At 59.9% G+C, this 21,213-nt stretch carries 18 protein-coding genes and 1 tRNA gene; 12 read left to right on the plus strand and 7 right to left on the minus strand.

What is annotated here, in order from left to right; genetic code table 11:
• Window positions 1-112: 112 nt before the first annotated feature.
• Window positions 113-481, minus strand: a complete 369-nt coding sequence (locus tag D1646_RS12780; protein ID WP_160636818.1) for a TnpV protein — start codon at window positions 479-481, stop codon at window positions 113-115.
• Between the two features lie 142 nt (window positions 482-623).
• Window positions 624-1,451, minus strand: a complete 828-nt coding sequence (locus D1646_RS12785; protein ID WP_201754669.1) for an SDR family oxidoreductase — start codon at window positions 1,449-1,451, stop codon at window positions 624-626.
• Between the two features lie 539 nt (window positions 1,452-1,990).
• Here D1646_RS12785 and D1646_RS12790 point away from each other — a divergent pair.
• Complete coding sequence (locus D1646_RS12790; RefSeq protein ID WP_279279941.1) at window positions 1,991-2,239, plus strand: TIGR02391 family protein; 249 nt, start codon at window positions 1,991-1,993, stop codon at window positions 2,237-2,239.
• Between the two features lie 506 nt (window positions 2,240-2,745).
• Window positions 2,746-2,913: a hypothetical protein gene (locus D1646_RS22730; protein ID WP_201754670.1), complete on the plus strand. Its 168-nt coding sequence runs from the start codon at window positions 2,746-2,748 to the stop codon at window positions 2,911-2,913.
• A gap of 187 nt (window positions 2,914-3,100) precedes the next feature.
• Here D1646_RS22730 and D1646_RS12795 read toward each other — a convergent pair.
• From D1646_RS12795 to D1646_RS12805, 3 genes are all read right to left on the minus strand, one after another.
• A tRNA-Leu gene (locus D1646_RS12795) sits at window positions 3,101-3,187 on the minus strand.
• A gap of 160 nt (window positions 3,188-3,347) precedes the next feature.
• Window positions 3,348-4,934, minus strand: a complete 1,587-nt coding sequence (locus D1646_RS12800) for a methyl-accepting chemotaxis protein (RefSeq protein WP_160636820.1) — start codon at window positions 4,932-4,934, stop codon at window positions 3,348-3,350.
• A 22-nt stretch (window positions 4,935-4,956) separates the two neighbouring features.
• A complete protein-coding gene (locus D1646_RS12805) occupies window positions 4,957-6,192 on the minus strand; it encodes an extracellular solute-binding protein (protein ID WP_160636821.1) in 1,236 nt (411 codons plus the stop codon).
• Window positions 6,193-6,616: 424 nt separating this feature from the next.
• On the opposite strand from D1646_RS12805, the gene D1646_RS12810 reads away from it, so the two are divergent.
• Window positions 6,617-9,331 carry an S-layer homology domain-containing protein gene (locus D1646_RS12810; RefSeq protein WP_160636822.1) on the plus strand — a complete coding sequence of 905 codons (2,715 nt, stop codon included), beginning with the start codon at window positions 6,617-6,619 and terminating at the stop codon, window positions 9,329-9,331.
• A 204-nt stretch (window positions 9,332-9,535) separates the two neighbouring features.
• Here the strand turns inward: D1646_RS12810 and D1646_RS12815 are convergent, their stop codons facing one another.
• Window positions 9,536-10,462, minus strand: coding sequence for a diguanylate cyclase (locus tag D1646_RS12815; protein ID WP_160636823.1), 927 nt, complete (start codon window positions 10,460-10,462; stop codon window positions 9,536-9,538).
• A gap of 39 nt (window positions 10,463-10,501) precedes the next feature.
• A complete protein-coding gene (locus D1646_RS12820; RefSeq protein ID WP_160636824.1) occupies window positions 10,502-11,383 on the minus strand; it encodes a PAS domain-containing protein in 882 nt (293 codons plus the stop codon).
• A 273-nt stretch (window positions 11,384-11,656) separates the two neighbouring features.
• On the opposite strand from D1646_RS12820, the gene D1646_RS12825 reads away from it, so the two are divergent.
• The 9 genes from D1646_RS12825 (at window position 11,657) to D1646_RS12865 (ending at window position 21,210) form a co-directional block, all read left to right on the plus strand.
• On the plus strand, window positions 11,657-12,871 hold the full coding sequence (locus tag D1646_RS12825; protein WP_160636825.1) for a hydantoinase/carbamoylase family amidase: 1,215 nt from the start codon (window positions 11,657-11,659) through the stop codon (window positions 12,869-12,871).
• Window positions 12,868-14,139: a dihydroorotase gene (locus tag D1646_RS12830; RefSeq protein ID WP_160636826.1), complete on the plus strand. Its 1,272-nt coding sequence runs from the start codon at window positions 12,868-12,870 to the stop codon at window positions 14,137-14,139. Before D1646_RS12825 ends, D1646_RS12830 begins: the two co-directional genes overlap by 4 nt.
• A 46-nt stretch (window positions 14,140-14,185) precedes the next feature.
• A complete protein-coding gene (locus D1646_RS12835; protein WP_160636827.1) occupies window positions 14,186-15,529 on the plus strand; it encodes a dicarboxylate/amino acid:cation symporter in 1,344 nt (447 codons plus the stop codon).
• 64 nt (window positions 15,530-15,593) lie between these two features.
• The gene (locus D1646_RS12840; protein WP_160636828.1) at window positions 15,594-16,301 is read left to right on the plus strand and encodes a dihydroorotate dehydrogenase electron transfer subunit; all 708 of its coding nucleotides are present in this window, start codon (window positions 15,594-15,596) and stop codon (window positions 16,299-16,301) included.
• Entirely contained in the window at window positions 16,298-17,203 is a 906-nt protein-coding gene (locus D1646_RS12845) for a dihydroorotate dehydrogenase (protein ID WP_160636829.1), read from the plus strand. The genes D1646_RS12840 and D1646_RS12845 overlap by 4 nt, the downstream gene beginning before the upstream one ends.
• 65 nt (window positions 17,204-17,268) lie before the next feature.
• Window positions 17,269-17,985 (plus strand): HAD-IA family hydrolase, encoded by a 717-nt coding sequence (locus D1646_RS12850; RefSeq protein WP_160636830.1) that lies wholly within the window; start codon window positions 17,269-17,271, stop codon window positions 17,983-17,985.
• A gap of 256 nt (window positions 17,986-18,241) precedes the next feature.
• Complete coding sequence (locus tag D1646_RS12855; RefSeq protein WP_160636831.1) at window positions 18,242-19,456, plus strand: argininosuccinate synthase; 1,215 nt, start codon at window positions 18,242-18,244, stop codon at window positions 19,454-19,456.
• Between the two features lie 66 nt (window positions 19,457-19,522).
• Window positions 19,523-20,902, plus strand: coding sequence for an argininosuccinate lyase (gene argH, locus D1646_RS12860; RefSeq protein WP_160636832.1), 1,380 nt, complete (start codon window positions 19,523-19,525; stop codon window positions 20,900-20,902).
• Window positions 20,899-21,210: a TIGR04076 family protein gene (locus tag D1646_RS12865; protein WP_160636833.1), complete on the plus strand. Its 312-nt coding sequence runs from the start codon at window positions 20,899-20,901 to the stop codon at window positions 21,208-21,210. The genes argH and D1646_RS12865 overlap by 4 nt, the downstream gene beginning before the upstream one ends.
• The last annotated feature ends 3 nt before the right edge of the window (window positions 21,211-21,213 follow it).

Consider the following 21,213-nt stretch of genomic DNA (forward strand, 5'->3'; position numbering starts at 1 on the left):
AGCGCAGATGTTGAAAAACTTTATTGAGAACCAGGAGGACAACACAGTACAGTAAAACGCTGAATGACAGTCAGAGGGACGCAAGGTAGTTTCGCCTTGCGTCCCTCTGTGTTCACCGGGTAAAGATAAGTTCAGCATGAACGATTTCCGTTGCTCTGTCACGGATGTTGTTTATACGCCCCACCCATTCCATTTGATTTTCAACTTTGAGCTGTTCCGCGACCCCCTCCTGTTCCGCCAGTCGTTTGACCAACTGAAAAAACATAGCTTTTGCCTGGGCATCAACCGCAATCAAATGGTCATTCAGTTTGCCGCTGAGAAGCAGGGCATTGTAGAGTGGCCTCCGTTGTGCTTTCAGGTAATGTCTCCGCCGTTGCCCCCAGGTGCCAACGGGAGCGGTTTCAGGCAGAGACAAATCGGGCAGGAAGTAATCGCCTTCCTGGTGATAGGTGCCGCCCAGTTCCTCAAATAATGATTCCATTGCAGATTCCTCCGTTTATTCAGATTTTCTGCAATACACCGTATCGACTGTCTCTACTGCATTTTTGAAACCATCGTTATGGAACCTCATTGTGGCGGCGAGGCCCGTTTTGAAGTTCCGATGCAAAACCGAAACTGCCATACTACTTTTCCTGCGGTCTCAGCGGACCATAGAAATAGGACGCCGTTGCTCCACCGTCAATCAGAAAGTCCGCCCCGGTGATAAACGCTCCGGCTCCGCTCATCAACAGTTCGGCCACATTGGCAACCTCATCTGCCGTTCCCGGCCGGCCGGCGGGGCATTTGGCAAACATGTTTTTATAAAAGTCGCCCCGCGGTCCGTTAAACTCGTCAATGGCCAGCGGTGTGACGATAATGCCGGGGGAGATCGAATTGATTCGGGCGCCCCGCTCGCCCCATTTCACCGCCTCAGCCATAACCCGTTTTTCGTTGCAGCGCTTTGCAAGCTGGTAGGCATGGAGGGTATCTTCAATATTCTGAAGTACCTCCAGTTCCAGAAGCTCGTCCGCAGGGCTACAGGCCAGCTGTTCATCCACCTGAGGCGGCAGGGCGGGCATCCGGTGGCCCGACTGGCTGGAGATGGTCACGCCTACGCCGCCCGGAGCGATAATTTTGCCGACCTCCTCCAGCAAAACTGCGGTGCCATAGAGATCGACCTTCAAAATTGTCTCAACGGGAGCCTGACTGGGCGATACGCCCGCCGCATTGACCAACATGGTAACAGGGCCGAATTTCTGACCCTCCGCAATGAAATGCCGAATCGAGACCCGGCTGGATAGATCCATCTCCGTCGCCTCAGCGTCAAAGCCCGCGTTGGTCAGTATTGTTTCGATATTTTTTGCTTTCTCCAGCCGCTTGTCGCCGATGACGATTTTCATCCCAGCTCCCATTCTTCGGGCGATTGCCATCCCGATTTGCCCTGCGCCTGCTAAAAGCATCACATGTTTCATTATGGGCCGCCTCCTTTTGTTTGATTAGGAGAGTATATCAGTTAAACCCGACTTTAAGTCAAGCGTTTTAACCCGTGAATTTTCATGTCATAGAGTCATAGAAAGGACTGCCGCTGTTTTGGAAGCCAGTTGCTGTGCGTCTCTTATTTCTGCTCATCCACCGGGGGCGCCATGGCCACATAGCGGTTTGGCAGCTCCGGCGTGCTGGTGTAATAGCGGACGCCCTGATCCAGTCCGGCGAAACGAGTTGGGGCGGGAATTTATGAGCTGGTGCAGTTAAGCAGTCCATATCCGAACCAGATTTTTTCGTCGCAGGGGAGGCTTTCAGGTCATCAAATGTAATCGTATCTGTTCCTTCCTTGTAGTTGGAAGGTAATCACCATCTTGTCATCATACAGAAAAATTGCATTGACGGACGTGTCGATCAGTATCTTCCGATGGGCAGCGTCCCACCGTTGTACTTGGATTTCAGGGCGTTCTCGGTCATGCCTCGGACTACCTTCTCAGACAAGTCAGCAGAGTAATATGGTCAAGATTTGATGCGCAAAGCGTTCGCACTATCAAATCCATTACTTATATTCGAAGGAATGGACACGGAAAGCGGGCGAAATGTCCAAGAAGGATATATGCAGATGTTTGCCGGCGCAATGCAAGGAATACACAATCCTAAGGCCCATGAGAATTTAAGCATATCTCGAGAAGACGCTGTAAAACGTCTGGTTCTTGCCAGCCTTTTAATGGATAAAATAGATGAGGCAATTGGTTTTTCAAATCTCTCGGAGTCCTGACTGCATTTTCTAAAGAACAAACGCCTTGACCCCCCTTAATTTGTCGGACTGGGAACCCCCTATACCGTTACTCCTGTCCGCAAATCGGAGCCATTCTTAGTTCTTTGAAGAAGATTGTATTACCCCCTTGAGATAGAGCGTTTGAAGTCCTTGCCGCACAGGCGGTTCAAACGCCCGATTTGCGGACATCGGTAGAAAAGTAACCCCCGCTTTTTGCACTTCAAAGGAAATTATACGGCACAATCAATTTTAGTGTTTGAACCTCTTGTGACACAAGGATTTTGACCCCTTACTTTTTCTACCAGCGTTCGTCTTGACAGAACATCCGAAATCCGATACAATACCCGCAGAAGGATGAGAGGACATCTGGTCCTCGTTGTTGCGATACACGATTTTCCGACAGAGAGGGGAACGGCCTATCCGCAAAGCCTAAAAGAAACAATTTGCAAAGTACACGAAAGGACAGAAGGACGCACCTTCGTAAATTTCCATACGGAGGACGATATTTGAGCAAGCGAAAGCAACCGATTAACAACACCAACATTCCCCAGCACCAGATCGAGGCCATCGCCCGCTGTATTCTGCCCGACATTCTCGCTTTCTACGAGAGCATAGAGGGGCAGCGGGAATTTGAAGAATGGAAAAAGCAGCGGCAGGCCGAACAAAAAGAGTAAACAATCAGGGCGGACGCCATCGTCACACGATGCGCCCGCCCTGTTCTTCTCTATTTCTTGGCCCTCTTGGTTTGGAGGTCGCTTTCCGCTCCATACCGTTTCGGAAGTGGGTGGTCTCAATTTTCTCAAAGAAAACCAATAATCCGAACCCATCTCCTATCGGAAAAAGGTTCGGATTATATGGTCGTGGTGCGCGAGGCGGGAGTCGAACCCGCACGCCCTTGCGAGCACTGGCACCTGAAGCCAGCGAGTCTACCAATTCCACCACTCGCGCGTCCTGTTTGCGTCTGAGCTGTTGTCTTGTTCAGCGCAAGAGAGATAATACCACATCAGTCGCCCGGTGTCAACAGTTTTTGCAAAAAAATTTTCTTTTTTTATTTGGGGGCGCGGGGACGGTCTCCGATCAAGACCGCCCCCTGGATTTCCGGGTCATGTTAAAGATTTGCGAAGACCTCCACCTGCCGCCGCAGGTCGCCTGCGATTTCCTGGTTAGTATCCATCCCGCTGACAATGCTGGTCAAGTCGTCCACCAGAACGTGGGTGCTGCCCGCCACGCCGGTGACGTCGGTGACCGCGTCGTTCACGGCGCTGGAGATGCCGGCAATGGAGGCGGCGACCTCCTCCATAGCCATGCTAAGCCCGTCGGCCTGGGCGTTAAAGGTCTCAATGGAGCGCTGAATGTACTCGGCATCCTCCCGGTACTGCTGGCCGGAGCGGACGGATTGGGCCAGCTGGGTCTCGATAGCCTGCCCCAGGTAGTCCGCCAGCTCCTGAGCGCTGCTGGAGAGGTAGGCCACCGCGCCGGTCACACTTTCGCTGACCTCCTTGATGTGACCCGCGGCCTGGGCACAGGCGTCTGCCAGGCGGCGAATCTCCTGGGCCACCACGGCGAAGCCCTTCCCCGCAGCTCCAGCCCGGGCGGCCTCGATGGAGGCGTTAATGGCTATCAGGTCGGTGGAGGAGGAGATGGACAGGATATCCTGGGTCAGAATATTGATCTTGTCCACGTTTTTGCTCTGCTCAATGGCCTCATTCAGGATGGACAGGATTTCCTCCGTCCGGCTGTGTACCACTTCCATCTCCCGTCTGGCGGACTGCTCCATCTCCTCCGACCGCCCCCGCATCTCGGCAGAGTAGCCGCTGAGGGCCGCGCAGGCGTCGGCAACCCGTGCTGCGTCGTCCTGGGTGCTGGAGGCGCTGGCATTGATGGCGGCTGTGTTCTGGGATATCTTGCCCAGCGCGGCTGAGAGCTGTTCTGTGAGACCGGAGAGCTTTTGGGCGCTGCCGCTGGAGGTATGGGTGCGTCCGCGGATCTCGGTCACCACGCCGCCCAACCGCTCGGAGCTGTCCTGGAGGGTCCCCATCGCGTCCTGAATGGGGGCGATGACATATCGTTTGATGATCCGAAGCGCCGCCCACACCAGAAGCACGCCGATGGCCAGAGCGGCGGCGCTGGTGACCAGCGAGACGACATAGACGGCAAACAGGCGGGTCTGGGCACGCTCAGCCTGGGTGCTGACCGAGGCAGAGAGGGTATCGATTGCGGACTCCACGGCGGCGCTGCGGACGGCCACGTCCCCGTTGGCCATGGCGTAGGCGTCCTGGGTCTTGCTGTCGGCGCTGGCACAGACCAACCCCACCAGGGCGTGCTTCAGGGCGTCGTAGTTGTCCAGCAAGTCCTGGTAGGTCCTTCCGTCGTCCTCCGCCACAAAATCCTGGTAGGACGCAAGCTGCTGGTCCAGTTCGGCCTCCTCCGCCTTGATCTCCTGTACCAGCTGGATCATGGTGCTGTGGTCCGCCGCCACGATGTGGGACAGGGCCAGCCGGTGGAGGTCCATCATGGAACGACGGATGTCCTCCAGCCTGGCCTCACTGACCATATACTCGTCCACAATGGTTCCGGCGTTGGCGTGGACGTTGTTGATGCTGAACACAGCCAGAAGATTGGACAGCAGGGTCACCAGGCCCAGCAGGACAATGGGCAGAACCAGGCGCTGCTGCAATGTAAGCTTTCCTTTCATATGCGTGCCTCCTATGTCGGTATCACCGTGCGGTTACGCTCTCAACCATACGGTCCAGTTGGGTCTGCAGAGACGCGCCGGAGGGATTTCCTTGGGCCATGCTTCCGGCAAAGTCAGACACCGGCTGCCAGAAGTTCCCGCCGATCCGCTGGAGCTGGGAAAACTCCGACTGGGCCAGCAGCGCCGCAATGGCCGCTGACTGCTGGACCTGGGTGGAGGCGGCGGCGGTGCTGTTGGCCGGCCCCTGCCCCCGCCGCTCAAAGCGCAGGCGCTGGCCCTCCTCGCTGGAGAGCCACTCCGCCAGCCGTGCCGCCCATTCCGGTTCTTGGGAGTAGGCGTTGACCCCGATCAGCTTGCAGCCGGAGAAGGAGGCCATCTGAATCTGCTGGCCATTGCAGGTGAAGGTGGGGAGCTTGGCGGCGCCGGCGTTCTCTCCCCAGGCCTCCTGAATGGCCACCGCGTTCCACACGCCGCTGACGCCGGCAATGACAGAGCCGTCCCGGACGCCCTCCAGAAAGGCCTCGTCCGTCCGGTTGGAGAAGGCCGGACTGGCGGCAATGGACAGCATGGCCTGGGCCACGTCAACCCCGGTAACGGGCCCTTCCGTGCTGTTCCAGGTGCAGTAGTTGGTCAGACCGTCGCTATTCAGCCCCACCTCCAGGCCGGTGTTGCCAAAGAAGGCGTAGACATACCAGCCGGAGGACCAGTCCATGGAGAACTGCCGCCCGGCCTGGGCCGCTGTCTCCAGGAGCCGGTCCATGGTCTGAACGTCCTCCGGGTCAAAGTAGGCCTTATTATAGTAGATGAAGTAGCCGTTGTCGGCGGTCAGCGGGTAGGCGTACAGCGTCCCGCCCACGCTGGCGGCCTCCACCGCCGCCGAGAGATTGGAGCTTCGGATGGCTGCGGCGTCCTCCAGGGGGTCCAGCGCTCCGGCGGCAGCCAGGGCAGCCACCTGATCGTCGGCAAAGGTAAACACGTCCGCGCCCCCCTCCAGGTCCCCCAGCAGGACGTCCTTACAGTTGGACTCGCTCTGGGGCTGGCAGGTGATCTGGAAGTTGGCCTCTCCGGCATAGTGGTTTTGGAAGGAGGTGATAAGCTCCTGAAGCAGCTCCGCGTCCTCCTCCGCGCCCCAAACGGTCAGCGTCACGGTGTGACTGTCAGGGGCCAGCTCTTCGGCAGGCGGCGACTGCCTTCCGCAGGCGGCCAGGCCAGGCAGCAGACCCAGGAACATAAGCAGGAAAACAAGCGTCTTTTTCATACCGTATACCCCTCCGGTCAATCGAAAACTGTGTACAGGCGGGCACAGGGCGCCCCTGCCTGATTATGATTGAAGTATAGCCCAAAACAGGAGGAATTTCAAGCGGCAATTGCCTGTATCTGGCAATGGGAGCGGCTGTCTTTTGCGGGAGGACGGAGGAGGGCTCCCGCGGCGCTGATTTCCCTTGGGCCAAGCCAAATTTCCCTTTACAAAAACTTTGACTTGGCTTATAATAACAGCCAGGCAGGCCCCGCTCCGGTACACGGCGGCAGGCCTTTTTGTTCTGCATGGGACAACATGAGAAGTTCCCTTTTCATGTGTGCCCAAGCGGAGATTTTCCCCGCTGTGCCGGACCTGGGCGTCTGATGAGCGCTCAGCCCCACAATCAATGCCCGCCAAAGCGGGAAGAGGAGGACATCATTCCATGAAAAGACGATTTTCTGCGGTGATTCTGGCTCTGTGCCTGACGCTGACGCTTCTGCCCGTCCGGGGGCTGGCTGCTGAGTCCACAGAGTACTGGGTCGAGATGTCGGCGGCGGAGGCCCGGACGATGCTGACCGCCGTGGCGAACAAGAGCGAGAGCCGGTATATTGTGTTCGTCTGCTATGACGCCGCGACCCAGGCCAACCCTGTCGAGAGCCAGTTTCGCCGGTATGCCAACGAAAAGGGCTACTACATCTACGGCTATCACACCGGCGGCGGCGACCTGACAGACGTGCTGGCGCCCCTGCTTGAGGGGAACACTGCGCCGACCCTCCCGGTGGCGGTCACCTGGAATCCCTCCACCCGGACGTGCATGGCCAAGGACAACGTGAGGACCATGATTGAAACCCCGGCGGTGGAGTTTGCCGGTCTGCTTACGCTGATGGAGGCAAACGGCCTGGAACACGGCTCCTCCGCCCCCAGCGCCCCCTCTGATCCCGACACCCCGGGCACCGATCCCTCTGATCCCGACAATCCGGGGACCGATCCCTCCGAGCCTGACAATCCGGGGACCAATCCCCCCTCCGGCGGCAGCTCCATTGCCGGCGTCAGCGAACAGGGGTGGGAGGTGCTCCGGCTGCTGAACATCTACCGCATGAGCTTGGGCCTTCAGCCGCTGTCTACCTTCGCCGAAGTGCAGGAGGCGGCCAATATCCGCGCCAAGGAGCTGTTCCTCTACTGCAGTCACACCCGGCCGGACGGCAGGGACTACTCCACCGTATTTCCGGAGGTGGGCCTTCCCCTGAGCAGATCCATCACCAGCTGGGCGGAAAATATCGCTTCTGGCCATAAGGACGCCGCCGACGTGATGGATGGCTGGAAGAGGAGCCCCGGACATAACGCAAATATGACCAAAGTGTCTGGACGAGTTCACATTGGCATAGGCTGGGACTATCAGACCAATGGGGTCCCCAGTCTCTACGCCTCCAATTGGGTCCAGAACTTTGTGGCAGCCTATGACTGCTCCTTCACCAATCTGCGCCTCTCCCAGTCTGTTATCGCCGGAAAACCGGGGACAGAGCTGGAGTCGCTGCTGAAGGAGGCCGGTATTGAGGTCACCACAGACTGTTACCGCCATGGAACGAGCAGTCTGCCCCTGGTGGCCGCCATGTGTGAGGGCTATGACCCTGACAATACGGATACTCAGGAGCTGACCGTCACCTACGGCGGCCAGACGGCTACGCTGACCATTACCGGCGGAGACCACGTCCACCAGTGGGACGGCGGCAGCGTAACCGAGCCGGCCAGCTGTACCAGTCCGGGCCGGAAGACTTACAGCTGCACAGGCTGCGGCGCGGTCAAGACGGAGACCGTTCCTGCCGCCGGACACCGTTTCACCCAGGAAGCGGATGGGCTGTATTCCTGTGAAGACTGTGACGCCGCTGTTCCCGCCGGCTGGAAGCCCGTCTATGAGGCGCTGACGGCGAATACTGAGGAAAACAAGCTGTTCTATCCCCACGGCGTGGAGGAGATGGACACCGGCGCGGCGGAGAGCACCGTTGAGCGCTATCTGACAGAACAGGCGGCGCAAATCGCTCAAAACGCTGGCGCTGAGGATTGCCGCCTTGACATCCTGGATGGACAGTTTACTGCCGGTCGCACAGGATATGAGTACCGCATTGGGCTGGGTGAGATGGAGACGCCTGAGGTATTTTCTTCCCGGAGCTCTGAGCAGTCCGGCTATGTTCTGGTTACGGAACCCCTGGTCCTGCTTTTGAATTACGCGCCTGAGGACAAGACAGACTCCAAAGAGGAGACCGACGTGGTGACGCCGGAGGGGAACGTGTCCCAAGGAGAGGCCCCCGGCACCTCCCCCTCTGAGCCCGACACCCCCTCCGAACCCTCAAGGCCGTCCGGAGGCAGCAGCTCCTCTTCCTCCTCCAGCTCCACGTACTCCATCTCCGCCCCCCAGACGGAGGGCGGACGGGTCGTACTAAAACCGGCGTCCGCCTCCCAGGGACGGCGCGTCACGGTTACGGTCCAGCCCGACAGCGGCTACGTCCTGGCCTCCCTGGAGGTGACTGACGCCAAAGGCAATGAGGTGGAGCTGCGGGATCTGGGCAGCGGAACCCATGAGTTCACCATGCCCGCCTCCCGGGTTACGGTTACGGCGGTCTTTGAAAAAATCCCGGAGGAGCCCGCGCTCAATCCGGCGCCTATGCCCTTTGTGGACGTCCCCAGCGACAGCTGGTTTTACAGCAGCGTGGACTATGTCTGGAAGCACTATTTGATGAGCGGGGTGTCTGCAACCCACTTCAGTCCCAGCAGCAAGACCAGCCGCGCCATGGTCTGGACCATCCTGGCCAGACTTCAGGGTGTGCCCGCCAATACCAGCCCCGCCGCCGCCTGGTATGAGAACGCACGGCAGTGGGCCGTGAACCAGGGAGTCTCCGATGGAACCGCTCCCGACGGGGACGTGACCCGGGAACAGCTGGCCGTTATGCTGTGGAGAGCCGCCGGAAGTCCCTCCGCTGCGGCAGAACTGAGCGGATTTGGGGACAGCGGCCTGATCAGCGGTTACGCCCAAGACGCCATGCGCTGGGCAGTGGAGCAGGGAATTATGCGGGGAGCCGATGGTATGCTGAATCCCCAGCACACCGCGTCCCGCGCGGAGGTAGCCGTGATGCTGACCCAGTACGTTGAGAAGATGGGCTAGATCAGTGCTCGGCTTTGATCCCGCCATAGAAAAAGAGGCATACCTGGAGTGCTCCAGGTATGCCTCTTTTTGCGGGCTCAGCGGACGGCGGGGATGAACGGGACTCTGTAACGTCAGTGCGGCCTGGGAGGGAGCGGGGCGTCGGGAGATCACGCCGTCCTCCTCCTGGACAGGCGGTTTCAGATGTGGGGCCAACAGTTGGATTCAGGTCCGTTCTCTCCACTGCTCCTTATTTTCACTGTACCAGACCACCTGGTTGCGTCCCATGCGTTTGGCGTCGTAGAGCATGGTATCTGCCAGCTTCAGATAGGTGGCGTAGTCGTCCTCTGACTTGGGCACCAGGCTGACGCCGCCGATACTGACGGTGACCCAGGGGCTGACAGGGGAGTTGTGGGGGATATGCAGCCCCTCGATGGCCTCCCGAATGGACTTGAGAAAGGCGAAGGCAGAGGGGCCGTCGTTGCCCATAAAGATGGCCACGAACTCCTCTCCGCCGTACCGGGCGAAAAGGTCGGTGGCCCTTCGGAAGCGGGAGGCGGCGGTCTGTGCCACGGAGGCGATCACCTGGTCTCCGGCGGGGTGGCCGAAGGTGTCGTTGTACAGCTTGAAGTGGTCAATATCCATCATGCAGATGGAGAAGGGCAGCTGGAAACGGACAGCCTCCTGCCATCTGATCTGGCACTCCGCCTCGTAACGCCGCCGGTTGGCCACTCCGGTGAGCTCATCCACCAGGGCCTGCTCCCGGAACCTGGTCTGGTAGAGGTAGAGCTGTACGTGGGTGTTGACCCGGGCCTTGATAATCACCGGGCTGAAGGGCTTGGCAACGTAGTCCACCGCCCCCAGCAGAAGGCCCCGCTCCTCGTACTGCACATCAGCCAGGCTGGTAAGCAGAATAACGGGGATGTGCCTGGTCAGCGCAGTGGCCTTCAGGTGCTGGAGCAGGGTAAAGCCGTCCATGTCAGGCATCACCACGTCCAGCAGAATCAGGGAGAATCCCCCTTCCTTGGCCCGCGCCAGTCCCTCCTCGGCAGTGAGACAGGTGGTGATCTGATAGTCGCCGCCCAGAATGGAGCACAGATATTCCAGCTGAACGGTGCTGTCGTCGATAACCAGAATTTTTTCTTTCTCCATAAAAATTCCTCGCTTCGCTTTATGATGGGGAAAACCGTTTTACCTCTCAGGGCCGCGGCGGCTGCCGGTGATGTTCTGGGCCACATAGACGGCGGTTTTGGGCAAATCGTTGGCGCCGGAGCGGGCCAGTACGGCGGTGGCCCGGACCCGCTCCCAGCTGTCCGGGGGGGCGGCGGGGCCCTCCGGGAGCTTGCGGTACTCCATGGCTACGTAAGACTGCCACCACCGCAGATTTTGGCGCAGATTCTCCACGTCCATAACCCGCAGGTACTCGGCCCGGTCGTCCGGGTGAACAAAGTGGTTGGCATAGATCTGAAGGGCGGCGGCAAAGTTCACCTCGCTGCCCAGCAGGTCGCCCACATGGCGCAGCTGTGTGACCGCCCGGAAGGTGTTTTGTTCCAGGTCGATGTAATAGGTCGAGAAAAACAGTGTGCTCAAGCTGCTGATAATATATTCCCGGTCCTCCAAAAGCTGGAGGCGGTCCTCCTCCTGGCGCTTCTCCTGGGTGATATCCTGGCCCAGGATGTTGACGGCGACCCCGCTGTCCCGGCGGCTGTAGATGATCCGCTGCTCGATCCAGCATACCGGCTCGCCGGGGCGGCGGTAGAGACAGACCTCCTCCTTAAAATCCTCCTTCAGCCGGCCGGCCTCCTCCCGCAGGTGCTCCAGCGAGAGGGCGGCCTGCACCCTGGAGACGTCCTCAGGGTGGATATGGCTGGACAGGGCGTTTTGCAGGAAGCGACGGTAGTCCCCGCACTGAACGATGTCGGGCTGGGTCAGGTCCGCCCAGCGGCAGGCGCCTGTGGCCAGGTCGACGGTATTCATGGTCTTGAACCGGGAGCGGAGAATGGCGGCCATCTCTCTGTCCGACAGCGTGCCAAGTCCCGGTGTTTTGGCAAGCATAGCTTCGTTGCGTTCCAAAATGACTCCCTCCAAAATGGAGCGCAGTTCAAAAGCAGGCGCTCCGTTTTCCTGATTATATCATAAAAGATGGGGCAATTCAATGAGGGATAAGTAAGAATTCTGCCTCTCAGGCGGGAGAGCAAGGGGAGAAACAGGACGAAAATATCCTGTTATTTTGGGAAAAATTAGGTGAAGTGCACAAGGCCAAATGATAAAAAACTCCCTTTTACCATCTAGTATCCAGGGGAAAAATCATTTATAATAGAGAAAACAGTAAAGAGGGGGGTTTTTATGGAACATCCTATCGCAGATCTCCAATACTGCGAGGCAGTATTCAGCCGGTTCTACGATGTAGGCAGTCTGCCCAGCGGCGGCGTGACCCGGCTGGGCTATACCGAGACAGAGGACGAGATGCACCGCATTTTCACCGAAACCGGCAGGGAGCTGGGCTATGACAGCATCCAGGACGAGGTGGGCAACACCTTTGTAGGGGACGTGGCCGGGCGGAGCTTCTGCCTGGTGGGGTCCCACCTGGACTCGGTGATCGAAGGGGGCCGGTATGACGGTGTGGCCGGCATCCTTGCGGGGCTGATGATCCTGCGCTGGGCCAAAGAGGACAATCTGAACCTGCCCATTCGGGTGGGGGCCTTCCGCTGTGAGGAGTCCAGCAACTTCGGCTGCTGCACCATCGGCAGCGGTCTGGTGACCCGGGAGCTGCGCCGTCAGGATGTGGCCAACCTGAAGGCCAAAAGCGGAGAGACGCTGGAGTCCATCTTCCGCCGCCGGGGCTACAGCCTGAATCCGCCAGCCATCTCCGGCCTGATGGGCTATTTTGAGCTGCACATTGAGCAGGGCAAGGTACTGGAGGAGACCCGCACCGATGTGGGCATCGTCCAGACCATCGCCGGTCCCCGCCGGTTCAAGCTGTATCTGCGGGGGGTCGCGGAGCACTCGGGGGCCACTCCCATGGCGATGCGCAGCGACGCCCTGTGCGCCGCCGCCGAGCTGATCCTGGAGATCGAGCGCATCGGCAACAAGGAGTCCCTGCACCAGTCGGTGGCCACCGTGGGCGTGGTCCAGAACCAGCCCAACGCTATGAACGTGGTCCCCGGCGAGGTGGAGCTGGGCGTCGACATCCGGGGCATCGACCTGGCCAGCCTGGACCGCATCGAGTATGAGATGAAGGACGCGGCCCGGCGGATCTGCGCCCGGCGGCACATCGAGTACATGGAGGAGAAACTCAGCGAGTTCCGGCCTGTGGACATGAGCCGGGGGGTACAGCTGGGCCTGGAGGACGCCGCCCAGAAGCTGGGCATCTCCAGCCGCCGGATGATGAGCGGCGCAGGGCACGACGCCATGGCATTCCCCTCTCTGTGTCCCACGGGGATGGTCTTTATCCCCTGCCAGAGGGGGGTGTCCCACAACCGGGCGGAGTTTGCCCACCTGCCCAGCATCTGCGACGGGGCCCGGGTCATCTATGAGTTTTTGAAAGGAGAGGCGCTATGATCCTGATTAAGGACGGCCGCGTTGTGGACCCCGCCTCCGGGATGGACGAGGCGCTGGACGTGGTACTGGAGCACGGGAGGGTCAAGGCCCTGGGGAAGTTCCCCCAGACGGAGGAGTATGAGCGCATCATCGACGCCCAGGGCAAGGTGGTGGCCCCCGGTCTGGTGGATGTCCACGTCCACTTCCGGGACCCGGGCCTGACCTATAAGGAGGACATTACCACCGGAGCCGCCGCTGCCGCCGCAGGTGGCTTTACCACGGTGGTGTGTATGGCCAACACCAAGCCGGTGGTAGACTCGGTGGAGACCCTCACCGAGCTGCTGGGCCGTATGAGGCAGCTGCCCATCCACGTGCTCAGCGCGGCGGCGGTGACCAGAAATTTCGGCGGCAAAGAGCTCACCGATATGCGGGCCCTCCGGGCCGCCGGAGCCGCCGGCTTCACCGACGACGGCATCCCCATTGTGGACACCGGGGTCCTCTTTGAGGCCATGAAGGTGGCCAGAGAGCTGGACGTACCCATTAGCCTCCACGAGGAGGACCCGGCCCTCATCGCCGCCGCCGGGGTCAACCAGGGGGAGGTCTCCCGCCAGCTGAACTACGGCGGCGCCCCCGCCCTGGCGGAGGAGGCCCTGGTGGCCCGGGACTGTATGCTGGCCTTGCGCTCCGGGGCAAAGGTGGACATCCAACACATCAGCAGCGGAGTGTCGGTGGAGGTGGTCCGCTCCATGAAGAGGCTGGGGGCCAGCGTTTTTGCCGAGGTGACCCCCCAGCACTTCTCCCTGACAGAGCAGGCGGTGCTGGAGCGGGGGACCCTGGCCAAGGTCAATCCCCCTCTGCGCACCGAGCGCGACCGCTACGCCCTGATCCAGGGCTTGAAGGACGGCACCATCGACTTCATCGCCACCGACCACGCCCCCCACAGCCGGGAGGAGAAGGCCCGGCCCTTGAACGAGGCCCCCAGCGGCATGATCGGCCTGGAGACCGCCCTGGCCCTGGGGATCACCAATCTGGTGCGCAAGGGCCATCTCACCCTGCTCCAGCTGCTGGAGAAGATGACGGTGAACCCCGCCCGGTTCTATGGCCTGGACTGCGGCACCTTGAAGGAGGGGGCCGCCGCCGACCTGGTGATCTTTGACGAGCGGGAGGCCTGGACGGTGGAGGAGGACAAGTTCCACTCCAAATCCTGCAACTCCCCCTTCATCGGTATGGAGCTGTATGGCAAGGTCTGCTGCACCATCTGCGGCGGCCAGGTGGTATACGAGGGCTGACACAGGATACAAAAGAAAACGGGAGAGAGAAAAGGAGATTGGATCTATGAAGAATGCAAGCACCACAGCCCTGGCAAAGAAGATGACCATTGCGCTGGTATGCGGCCTGGCTGCGGGCCTGGGGCTGATGCTCCTGCGGGAATCCCTTAACAGCTCAGGCAGCGGGGCCGTCTGGACGACCCTCAACAATATCCTCTTCCAGGATATTACCGCCGCCGGCGCGGAGAGCGCGTTGGGCATCTTCTATATCATTGGCCAGCTGTTTATCAAGTCCCTCCAGCTGGTGATCGTCCCCATGGTCTTTACCTCCATCGCCCTGGCCATCGGGCAGATCTCGGACACCAGGACCCTGGGGCGCATTTCGGCGAAAACCCTCGGCATCTTCCTGCTGTGTTCCTTCTTCGCCCTGGTGCTGGCCTGCGCGGTGGGCACCGTGTGCTACAATATGGGTATGTTCAGCGCGCAGGTGGAGGGTCTGGAGGGGGCTGCCGGCTCCACCGGCTCCAATCCCCTGAATGTGGTGCTAAACATTGTGCCCGCCAACATCACCACCGCCTTTGGCAGCAACACGGCAGTGCTGTCTATTGTCTTCCTGGCGGTGGCAGTGGGACTGTGTATGAACGCCCTGCCCGAGGAGAGGACCACCCTGCTGAAAAAGCTGATTACCGAGGTCAACGACGTGGTGGTGGTCTTCCTCAACTATGTGGTCACCAAGTTCGGCCCCATCGCCATCTTTGTGCTGCTCACCCGTACCTTCGCCAGCTACGGCATCAACTACCTGAAGCCCGCCCTGGCCTATGTGGTGGTCACCACTGTGCTGCTGTTCCTGTTCCTGCTGGTGGGCTACCCCATCTTTGTTGCGGTGCTGGCCAGGCAGAATCCCATCATCTTTATTCAGAAAATCGCCAATGTGGCCATTTTTGGATTCTCCACCTCCTCCAGCGCCGCAACCCTGCCCCTGAACCAGAAGACCTGTGTGGAGGGCTTCGGCGTGGATGAGACCATCGCCTCCTTTGTTCTCCCTCTGGGCATGACCATCAACATGAACGGCACCGCCATTATGCAGGTCATCGCCACCGTGTTTATTGCCGGCTGCGCGGGCTATACGGTCACCTTCCCCCAGCTGGTGGTCATCGCTCTGCTGGCCCTCATCGCCTCCGCCGGGACCCCTGCCGCCCCCGGTGCAGGCGCGGTGATTTTGTTCACCATCCTGTCTGGTGTGGGCTTCACCAACGACGCCGCCCTGCTGGCCTACGCCCTGATCCTGGCCATCAACCGGCCCATTGAGATGCTGGTCACCTCTCTGAACGTGGTGGGCGACGCGGTGACTAGCATCTGCGTGGCCAAGAGCGAGGGCAAGCTGGACGAGAAGCGGTACAACGCCAACTGAGACGCCCCGGTACGCAGGAGTACCGGAACAAATCAATTTGCGAGGATACTCGCGGGAGGAGCTTATGGCAAAAATATTAGAAAATCACCTGGTCGCCGACGACTTCTGCTTGATGAAGGTGGAGGCGGACAACGACGCCAAGATGGGGCAGTTCTATATGCTCCGGGCCTGGGACAAGTTCCCCGTCCTCTCCCGGCCCATCAGCGTGTTTGACTCCGACGGCAAAACGGTCAGTTTCCTGTATAAGGTGGTGGGCCAGGGGACGGAGATCTTTCAGAGCCTCCAGCCCGGGGCGGACATCACCATTGATGGCCCCCACGGCAGCGGCTTCCCCGACGCCCAGGGCAAGATCGCCCTGGTGGGCGGCGGCGTGGGCATTGCCCCCCTCTATCTGGCGGCCAAAAGGCTGAAACAGGCCCACCCGGACAGCACAGTGGACGTCTACCTGGGCTTCTCCGGCCAGCCCATGCTGGTGGATGAGTATGAGCAGGCGGCAGACAAGGTGACCGTCAACGTGGGCGGCTTTGTCACCGACGACATCGACCCCACCGGCTACGACGTGATCATGACATGCGGGCCGGAGATCATGATGAGGGTGCTGTACAAAAAGTGCGTGGACGCCGGAGCCAGGGCCAAGGTCTATGTCTCCATGGAAAACCGGATGGCCTGCGGCATCGGGGCCTGTCTGGTGTGTACCTGCAAGACCAGGAGCGGCAACAAGCGGGCCTGCAAGGACGGCCCGGTGATGGAAGGCTGGGAGGTGTTCGGATGAGCAAGCGGTTAGAGACGGTCTTCGCCGGCGTGACCTTTAAAAACCCGGTGGCCCTGGCCTCGGGGACCTGCGGTTTCGGCAAGGAGTTCAACGAGTACTTTGATATCCAGAGGCTGGGCGGCCTGTGCTCCAAGGGGCTGACCCTCCATCCCTGTCTGGGCAACGACGGCATCCGGGTGTGGGAGACCCCCAGCGGTGTGATGAACAGCGTGGGCATGGAGAATCCGGGCATCCAGCACTTTATCGACTGCGACCTGGAGCGGATGAACGCCCTGGACCTGGTGAACATTGTCAACATGGGCGGCCACTCTGAGGAGGACTATCTGGAGGGCGTCGCCCTGCTCAACGACCACCCTCTGGACCTGCTGGAGCTGAACATCTCCTGCCCCAACACCAAGGCGGGCTGCATGAGCTTCGGCCTGAAGGCGGAGGTGGCCCGGGATATTGTGCGCAAGGTACGGGCGGTCTGCCGGCACAAGCTGGTGGTCAAGCTCTCCCCCAACGCGGAGGACGTGGTGGCCCTGGCCCGGGTCTGCCAGGAGGAGGGGGCCGACGGCGTCTCCCTCACCAATACCTACCAGGCGATGGCCATTGATATTAAAAAGCGCAGGCCCGTCTTTGAGAATGTGTATGCCGGCCTGTCCGGACCGGCCATTAAGCCCATCTCCCTGCGGATGGTCCATCAGGTGGCCCACGGGGTGGATATCCCCGTGATGGGCATCGGCGGCATCGCCACCTGGCAGGACGCCATTGAGTTCATTATGGCAGGGGCCCAGGTGGTACAGATCGGCGCGGCCAGCTTTATGGACCCCAGACTGTGCCTGGACGTGATCGACGGCATGGAGCGGTTCCTGGAGGAGAACAAAATCGATAACATTTCGGAAATCTGCGGGATCATATAACATGCTGTACAACAAGAGACGGGGCGGCGGAAGCCGCCTCGCCTTTGAATCAAGGAGGCTGTGGGATGTTAGAAGGAAAAAAGGTACTCATTTTCGACATGGACGGAACCCTCATTGACTCGGTGGGGGTGTGGAACGACGTGGACCGGGCGCTGATTCAAAAAATCCGCGCCGACGGCGGCTCAGACCTGGGGGACGTGCAGCAACAGCGGGACGAGGCGCTGCGCCGGTTCTCCAAGGAGCCCAACCCCTACATTTCCTACTGCGCCCTTCTGGGGGAGCGGTACGGCTGCGCCATGTCCCCGGAGAAGATCCACACCCTGCGCTATGAGATTGCCCAGGACTTTTTAAAGAATGTCATCGACTACAAGCCGGACGCCGACCTGTTCCTCCGCAAGGCCAAGGCGGCGGGCTATACCCTGGTCATCGCCACCACCACCAAGCGGGGCAATATGGATATCTACCGGACCCAGAATGTAAACATGGGGGCCAAGGCCAAGCTGGACGAGCTGTTTTCCCTCATCTACACCCGGGAGGACGCCAAGGAGATCAAGCCCAACCCGGAGATTTACCTGCGGGTCCTGAAGGAGCTGAAGGTGAAGCCGGAGGAGTGCCTGGTCTTTGAGGACTCCCTCATTGGCATTGAGGCGGCCAAGCGTGCGGGCATCCCTTCGGCGGCGGTATATGACCCCTACTCCGACGGGGAGCGGGAGCAGATCAACGCCCTGGCGGATTTCCAAATCGACAGCTACGCCCAGCTGATGGAGCAGGAGGACCTGTAGAGGCGCAAAACTCAATATCCGGCGGCGGCCCTGTATGCGCACAGGGCCGTTTTGCTGGAGTGAAGCGAATAAGTATTCAGTATATTCTGTATAACAATCCATCTTTCGTGGAAAACAACGGAAAGTTCCGAGAAATAAATGTATACTCATGCAAAAATACACTTGCAATTATGGACAAAGCGTGGTAGACTGTCCCCATACTAAAAATGCGGCGGCCCAAAAGAGTCCCGCTGATAAATATTGGAGGAAAACAATCATGGCAGCTGTAAAAAAAGTTGTGCTGGCTTATTCCGGCGGTTTGGATACATCCATCATTATCCCCTGGCTGAAGGAAAACTACGGCAATCCGGAGATCATTGCCGTCTCCGGCGATGTGGGACAGGGGACCGAGCTGGACGGTCTGGAGGAGAAGGCCATTAAAACGGGGGCCTCCAAGCTCTATGTGGAGGACCTCACCGACCAGATGGTGGACGAGGTGATTATTCCCTCCATGATGATGGGGGCTAAGTACGAGGATTACCTGCTGGGCACCGCCTTCGCCCGGCCCATCATTGCCCGGCGGCTGGTGGAGATTGCCAAGGCGGAGGGGGCGGACGCCATCTGCCACGGCTGCACTGGCAAGGGCAACGACCAGGTCCGCTTTGAGCTGACCATCAAGCGCTTTGCCCCCGAGATGACAATCATCGCCCCCTGGCGGGAGTGGGATATCAAGGGCCGGGACGAGGAAATCGACTACGCCGAGGCCCACAACGTCCCCCTAAAAATCAGCCGGGAGACCAACTACTCCAAGGACAAGAACCTGTGGCACCTGTCCCACGAGGGCCTGGACCTGGAGGACCCCGCCAACGAGCCCAAGTATGACCAGCCCGGCTTTTTAGAGATGGGCGTCTCCCCCGCTATGGCCCCCGACGCCCCCGCCTATGTGACCCTGGACTTTGAAAAGGGCTGGCCGGTGGCGGTAGACGGCGAGAAGATGAAGGCCAGCGACATTATCCGGAAGCTGAACCAGCTGGGGGGCGAAAACGGCATCGGCCTGCTGGACATTGTGGAAAACCGGCTGGTGGGCATGAAGGACCGGGGAGTGTATGAGACCCCCGGCGGCACCATCCTCTACCGGGCTCACGAGGTGCTGGAGATGATCACCATCGACAAGGACACCAAGCACATGAAGACCAAGCTGGCGGTGGACTTTGCCGACCTGGTGTACAACGGCAAGTGGTTTACCCCCCTGCGGGAGGCCCTCACCGCCTTTGCCGTGGACACCCAGAAGCATGTCACCGGCACCGTGAAGCTCAAGCTCTATAAGGGCAACATCATCACCTCTTCCGTCACCTCTCCCGAGTCCCTGTACTCCGAGAACCTGGTCACCTTTGAGGAGAGCGACTACAACCAGGACGACGCCACCGGCTTCATCAACCTGTGGGGCCTGCCCGATACCGTCCAGGCTTTGCGGGAGCAGGGGAAATTATAAGCGTCCGAGCCGTTGCGAACAGCGCGGATGGACGGTTCCAATCAATCTGACAAGGAGCGATACCAAATGAAGTTATGGGCTGGCCGTTTCCAGAAGGAGACGGATTCCCTGGTCAACGAAATCAATTCCTCCATCGACTTTGACGCCCGGCTGTACAAGCAGGACATTGCCGGCTCCATCGCCCACGCCCGGATGCTGGGCCAGCAGGGGATCATTGAGGAGCATGAGGCGGAAAAGATTGTCGAGGGCTTAAAGGCCATTCTCGCCGACATTGAGGCGGGCCAGGTGGAGTTCTCCGCGGAAAACGAGGACATCCACATGAACATTGAGACCATCCTCACCCAGCGGATTGGGGAGGCGGGGAAGCGGCTGCACACCGCCCGGTCCCGAAACGACCAGGTGGCGGTGGACACCCGGCTGTACGTGAAGGAGGAGATCCCCGTCATCATCGGCCAGGTGCTGGACCTGGAAAAGGTGCTGGTGAAGAAGGCCAAGGCCAACATGGACGCGGTGATGCCCGGCTACACCCACCTTCAGCGGGCCCAGCCCACCACCTTCGCCCACTACATGATGGCCTACGCCAATATGTTCAAGCGGGACGTGACCCGGCTGGAGGACTGCCTGGAGCGGCTGGACGAGTGTCCCCTGGGGGCGGGCGCCCTAGCCACCACCACCTATCCCATCGACCGCTTTGCCACGGCGGCGGCCCTGGGCTTTCAGAAGCCCACCGACAACTCCATGGATTCCGTCTCCGACCGGGACTATGTGATCGAGCTGCTGTCCGCCCTGTCCATTCTGATGATGCACCTGTCCCGGTTTTCTGAGGAGATCGTGCTGTGGTGCTCCTGGGAGTTTAAGTTTGTGGACCTGGACGACGCCTACTCCACCGGCTCTTCCATCATGCCCCAGAAGAAGAACCCCGACGTGGCCGAGCTGGTTCGGGGAAAAACGGGGCGGGTGTACGGCGCACTGATGACCCTGCTCACCGTCATGAAGGGCCTGCCTCTGGCCTACAACAAGGATACCCAGGAGGACAAGGAGGCCCTCTTTGACGCCATTGACACGGTGGAGATCTGCCTGCCCGTCTTCGGGGCCATGGTGGACACCCTCACCGTCCGGCCCCGGAATATGGCCCGGGCGGCGGCGGGGGGCTTTATCAACGCCACCGACTGCGCCGACTACCTGACCCGCAAGGGGATGCCCTTCCGGGAGGCCTATATGATCGTGGGCCGGCTGGTAAATATGTGCATCAAGACGGGGGACACCCTGGACACCCTCACCCTCCGGGACTTCCGGGCCATCTCCGGGCTGTTTGACGAGGATGTGTACGAGGCCTTGGCCCTGAAGACCTGTGTCAATGGCCGGAAGGTCTACGGCGGGCCCGCCAAGGAGAGTGTGGAGCACCAGATTTCTCTTATTGAGCAGTTTGTGGAGGCGCACCAATGAGAAGATGCCGGATCACCGTGATGCGTATGGCCCGGTACGACGACCTGATTGCCCAGTATGAAAATCCCATCCAGCACGCCTGCGACCTACGGGAGGGACAGGTGTTTATCACCCAGGGCTGGCAGCGGTCGGAGGGGCTGTGCCTCAGCGCCTGGGAGAGTATGTCCCCCTTTGTGCTGGCCCTGTCCCACGGGGGTGAGGACCTCTATGACGGCTGGATGAAAAATAAAAAATCCGCCATGATTTCCTGCGACGACGGCTTCCGCCCGGTCAGCTTTTTGATTGAGGCGCTGGAAGAGACTGAATAGGAG

This window comes from Pseudoflavonifractor sp. 60, from assembly GCF_009911645.1.
Classification (GTDB): domain Bacteria; phylum Bacillota; class Clostridia; order Oscillospirales; family Oscillospiraceae; genus Lawsonibacter.

Excerpts from the sequence above, each read along its gene's own strand:
- D1646_RS12790 (WP_279279941.1), top strand. The coding sequence starts at position 1,991 with ATGCGCAAAGCGTTCGCACTATCAAATCCATTACTTATATTCGAAGGA.
- D1646_RS12865 (WP_160636833.1), top strand. The coding sequence starts at position 20,899 with ATGAGAAGATGCCGGATCACCGTGATGCGTATGGCCCGGTACGACGAC.
- argH (WP_160636832.1), top strand. The coding sequence starts at position 19,523 with ATGAAGTTATGGGCTGGCCGTTTCCAGAAGGAGACGGATTCCCTGGTC.
- D1646_RS12855 (WP_160636831.1), top strand. The coding sequence starts at position 18,242 with ATGGCAGCTGTAAAAAAAGTTGTGCTGGCTTATTCCGGCGGTTTGGAT.
- D1646_RS12845 (WP_160636829.1), top strand. The coding sequence starts at position 16,298 with ATGAGCAAGCGGTTAGAGACGGTCTTCGCCGGCGTGACCTTTAAAAAC.
- D1646_RS12815 (WP_160636823.1), bottom strand. The coding sequence starts at position 10,462 with ATGGAGAAAGAAAAAATTCTGGTTATCGACGACAGCACCGTTCAGCTG.
- D1646_RS12805 (WP_160636821.1), bottom strand. The coding sequence starts at position 6,192 with ATGAAAAAGACGCTTGTTTTCCTGCTTATGTTCCTGGGTCTGCTGCCT.
- D1646_RS12840 (WP_160636828.1), top strand. The coding sequence starts at position 15,594 with ATGGCAAAAATATTAGAAAATCACCTGGTCGCCGACGACTTCTGCTTG.
- D1646_RS12810 (WP_160636822.1), top strand. The coding sequence starts at position 6,617 with ATGAAAAGACGATTTTCTGCGGTGATTCTGGCTCTGTGCCTGACGCTG.
- D1646_RS12830 (WP_160636826.1), top strand. The coding sequence starts at position 12,868 with ATGATCCTGATTAAGGACGGCCGCGTTGTGGACCCCGCCTCCGGGATG.
- D1646_RS12800 (WP_160636820.1), bottom strand. The coding sequence starts at position 4,934 with ATGAAAGGAAAGCTTACATTGCAGCAGCGCCTGGTTCTGCCCATTGTC.
- D1646_RS12835 (WP_160636827.1), top strand. The coding sequence starts at position 14,186 with ATGAAGAATGCAAGCACCACAGCCCTGGCAAAGAAGATGACCATTGCG.
- D1646_RS12825 (WP_160636825.1), top strand. The coding sequence starts at position 11,657 with ATGGAACATCCTATCGCAGATCTCCAATACTGCGAGGCAGTATTCAGC.
- D1646_RS12850 (WP_160636830.1), top strand. The coding sequence starts at position 17,269 with ATGTTAGAAGGAAAAAAGGTACTCATTTTCGACATGGACGGAACCCTC.
- D1646_RS12785 (WP_201754669.1), bottom strand. The coding sequence starts at position 1,451 with ATGAAACATGTGATGCTTTTAGCAGGCGCAGGGCAAATCGGGATGGCA.
- D1646_RS12780 (WP_160636818.1), bottom strand. The coding sequence starts at position 481 with ATGGAATCATTATTTGAGGAACTGGGCGGCACCTATCACCAGGAAGGC.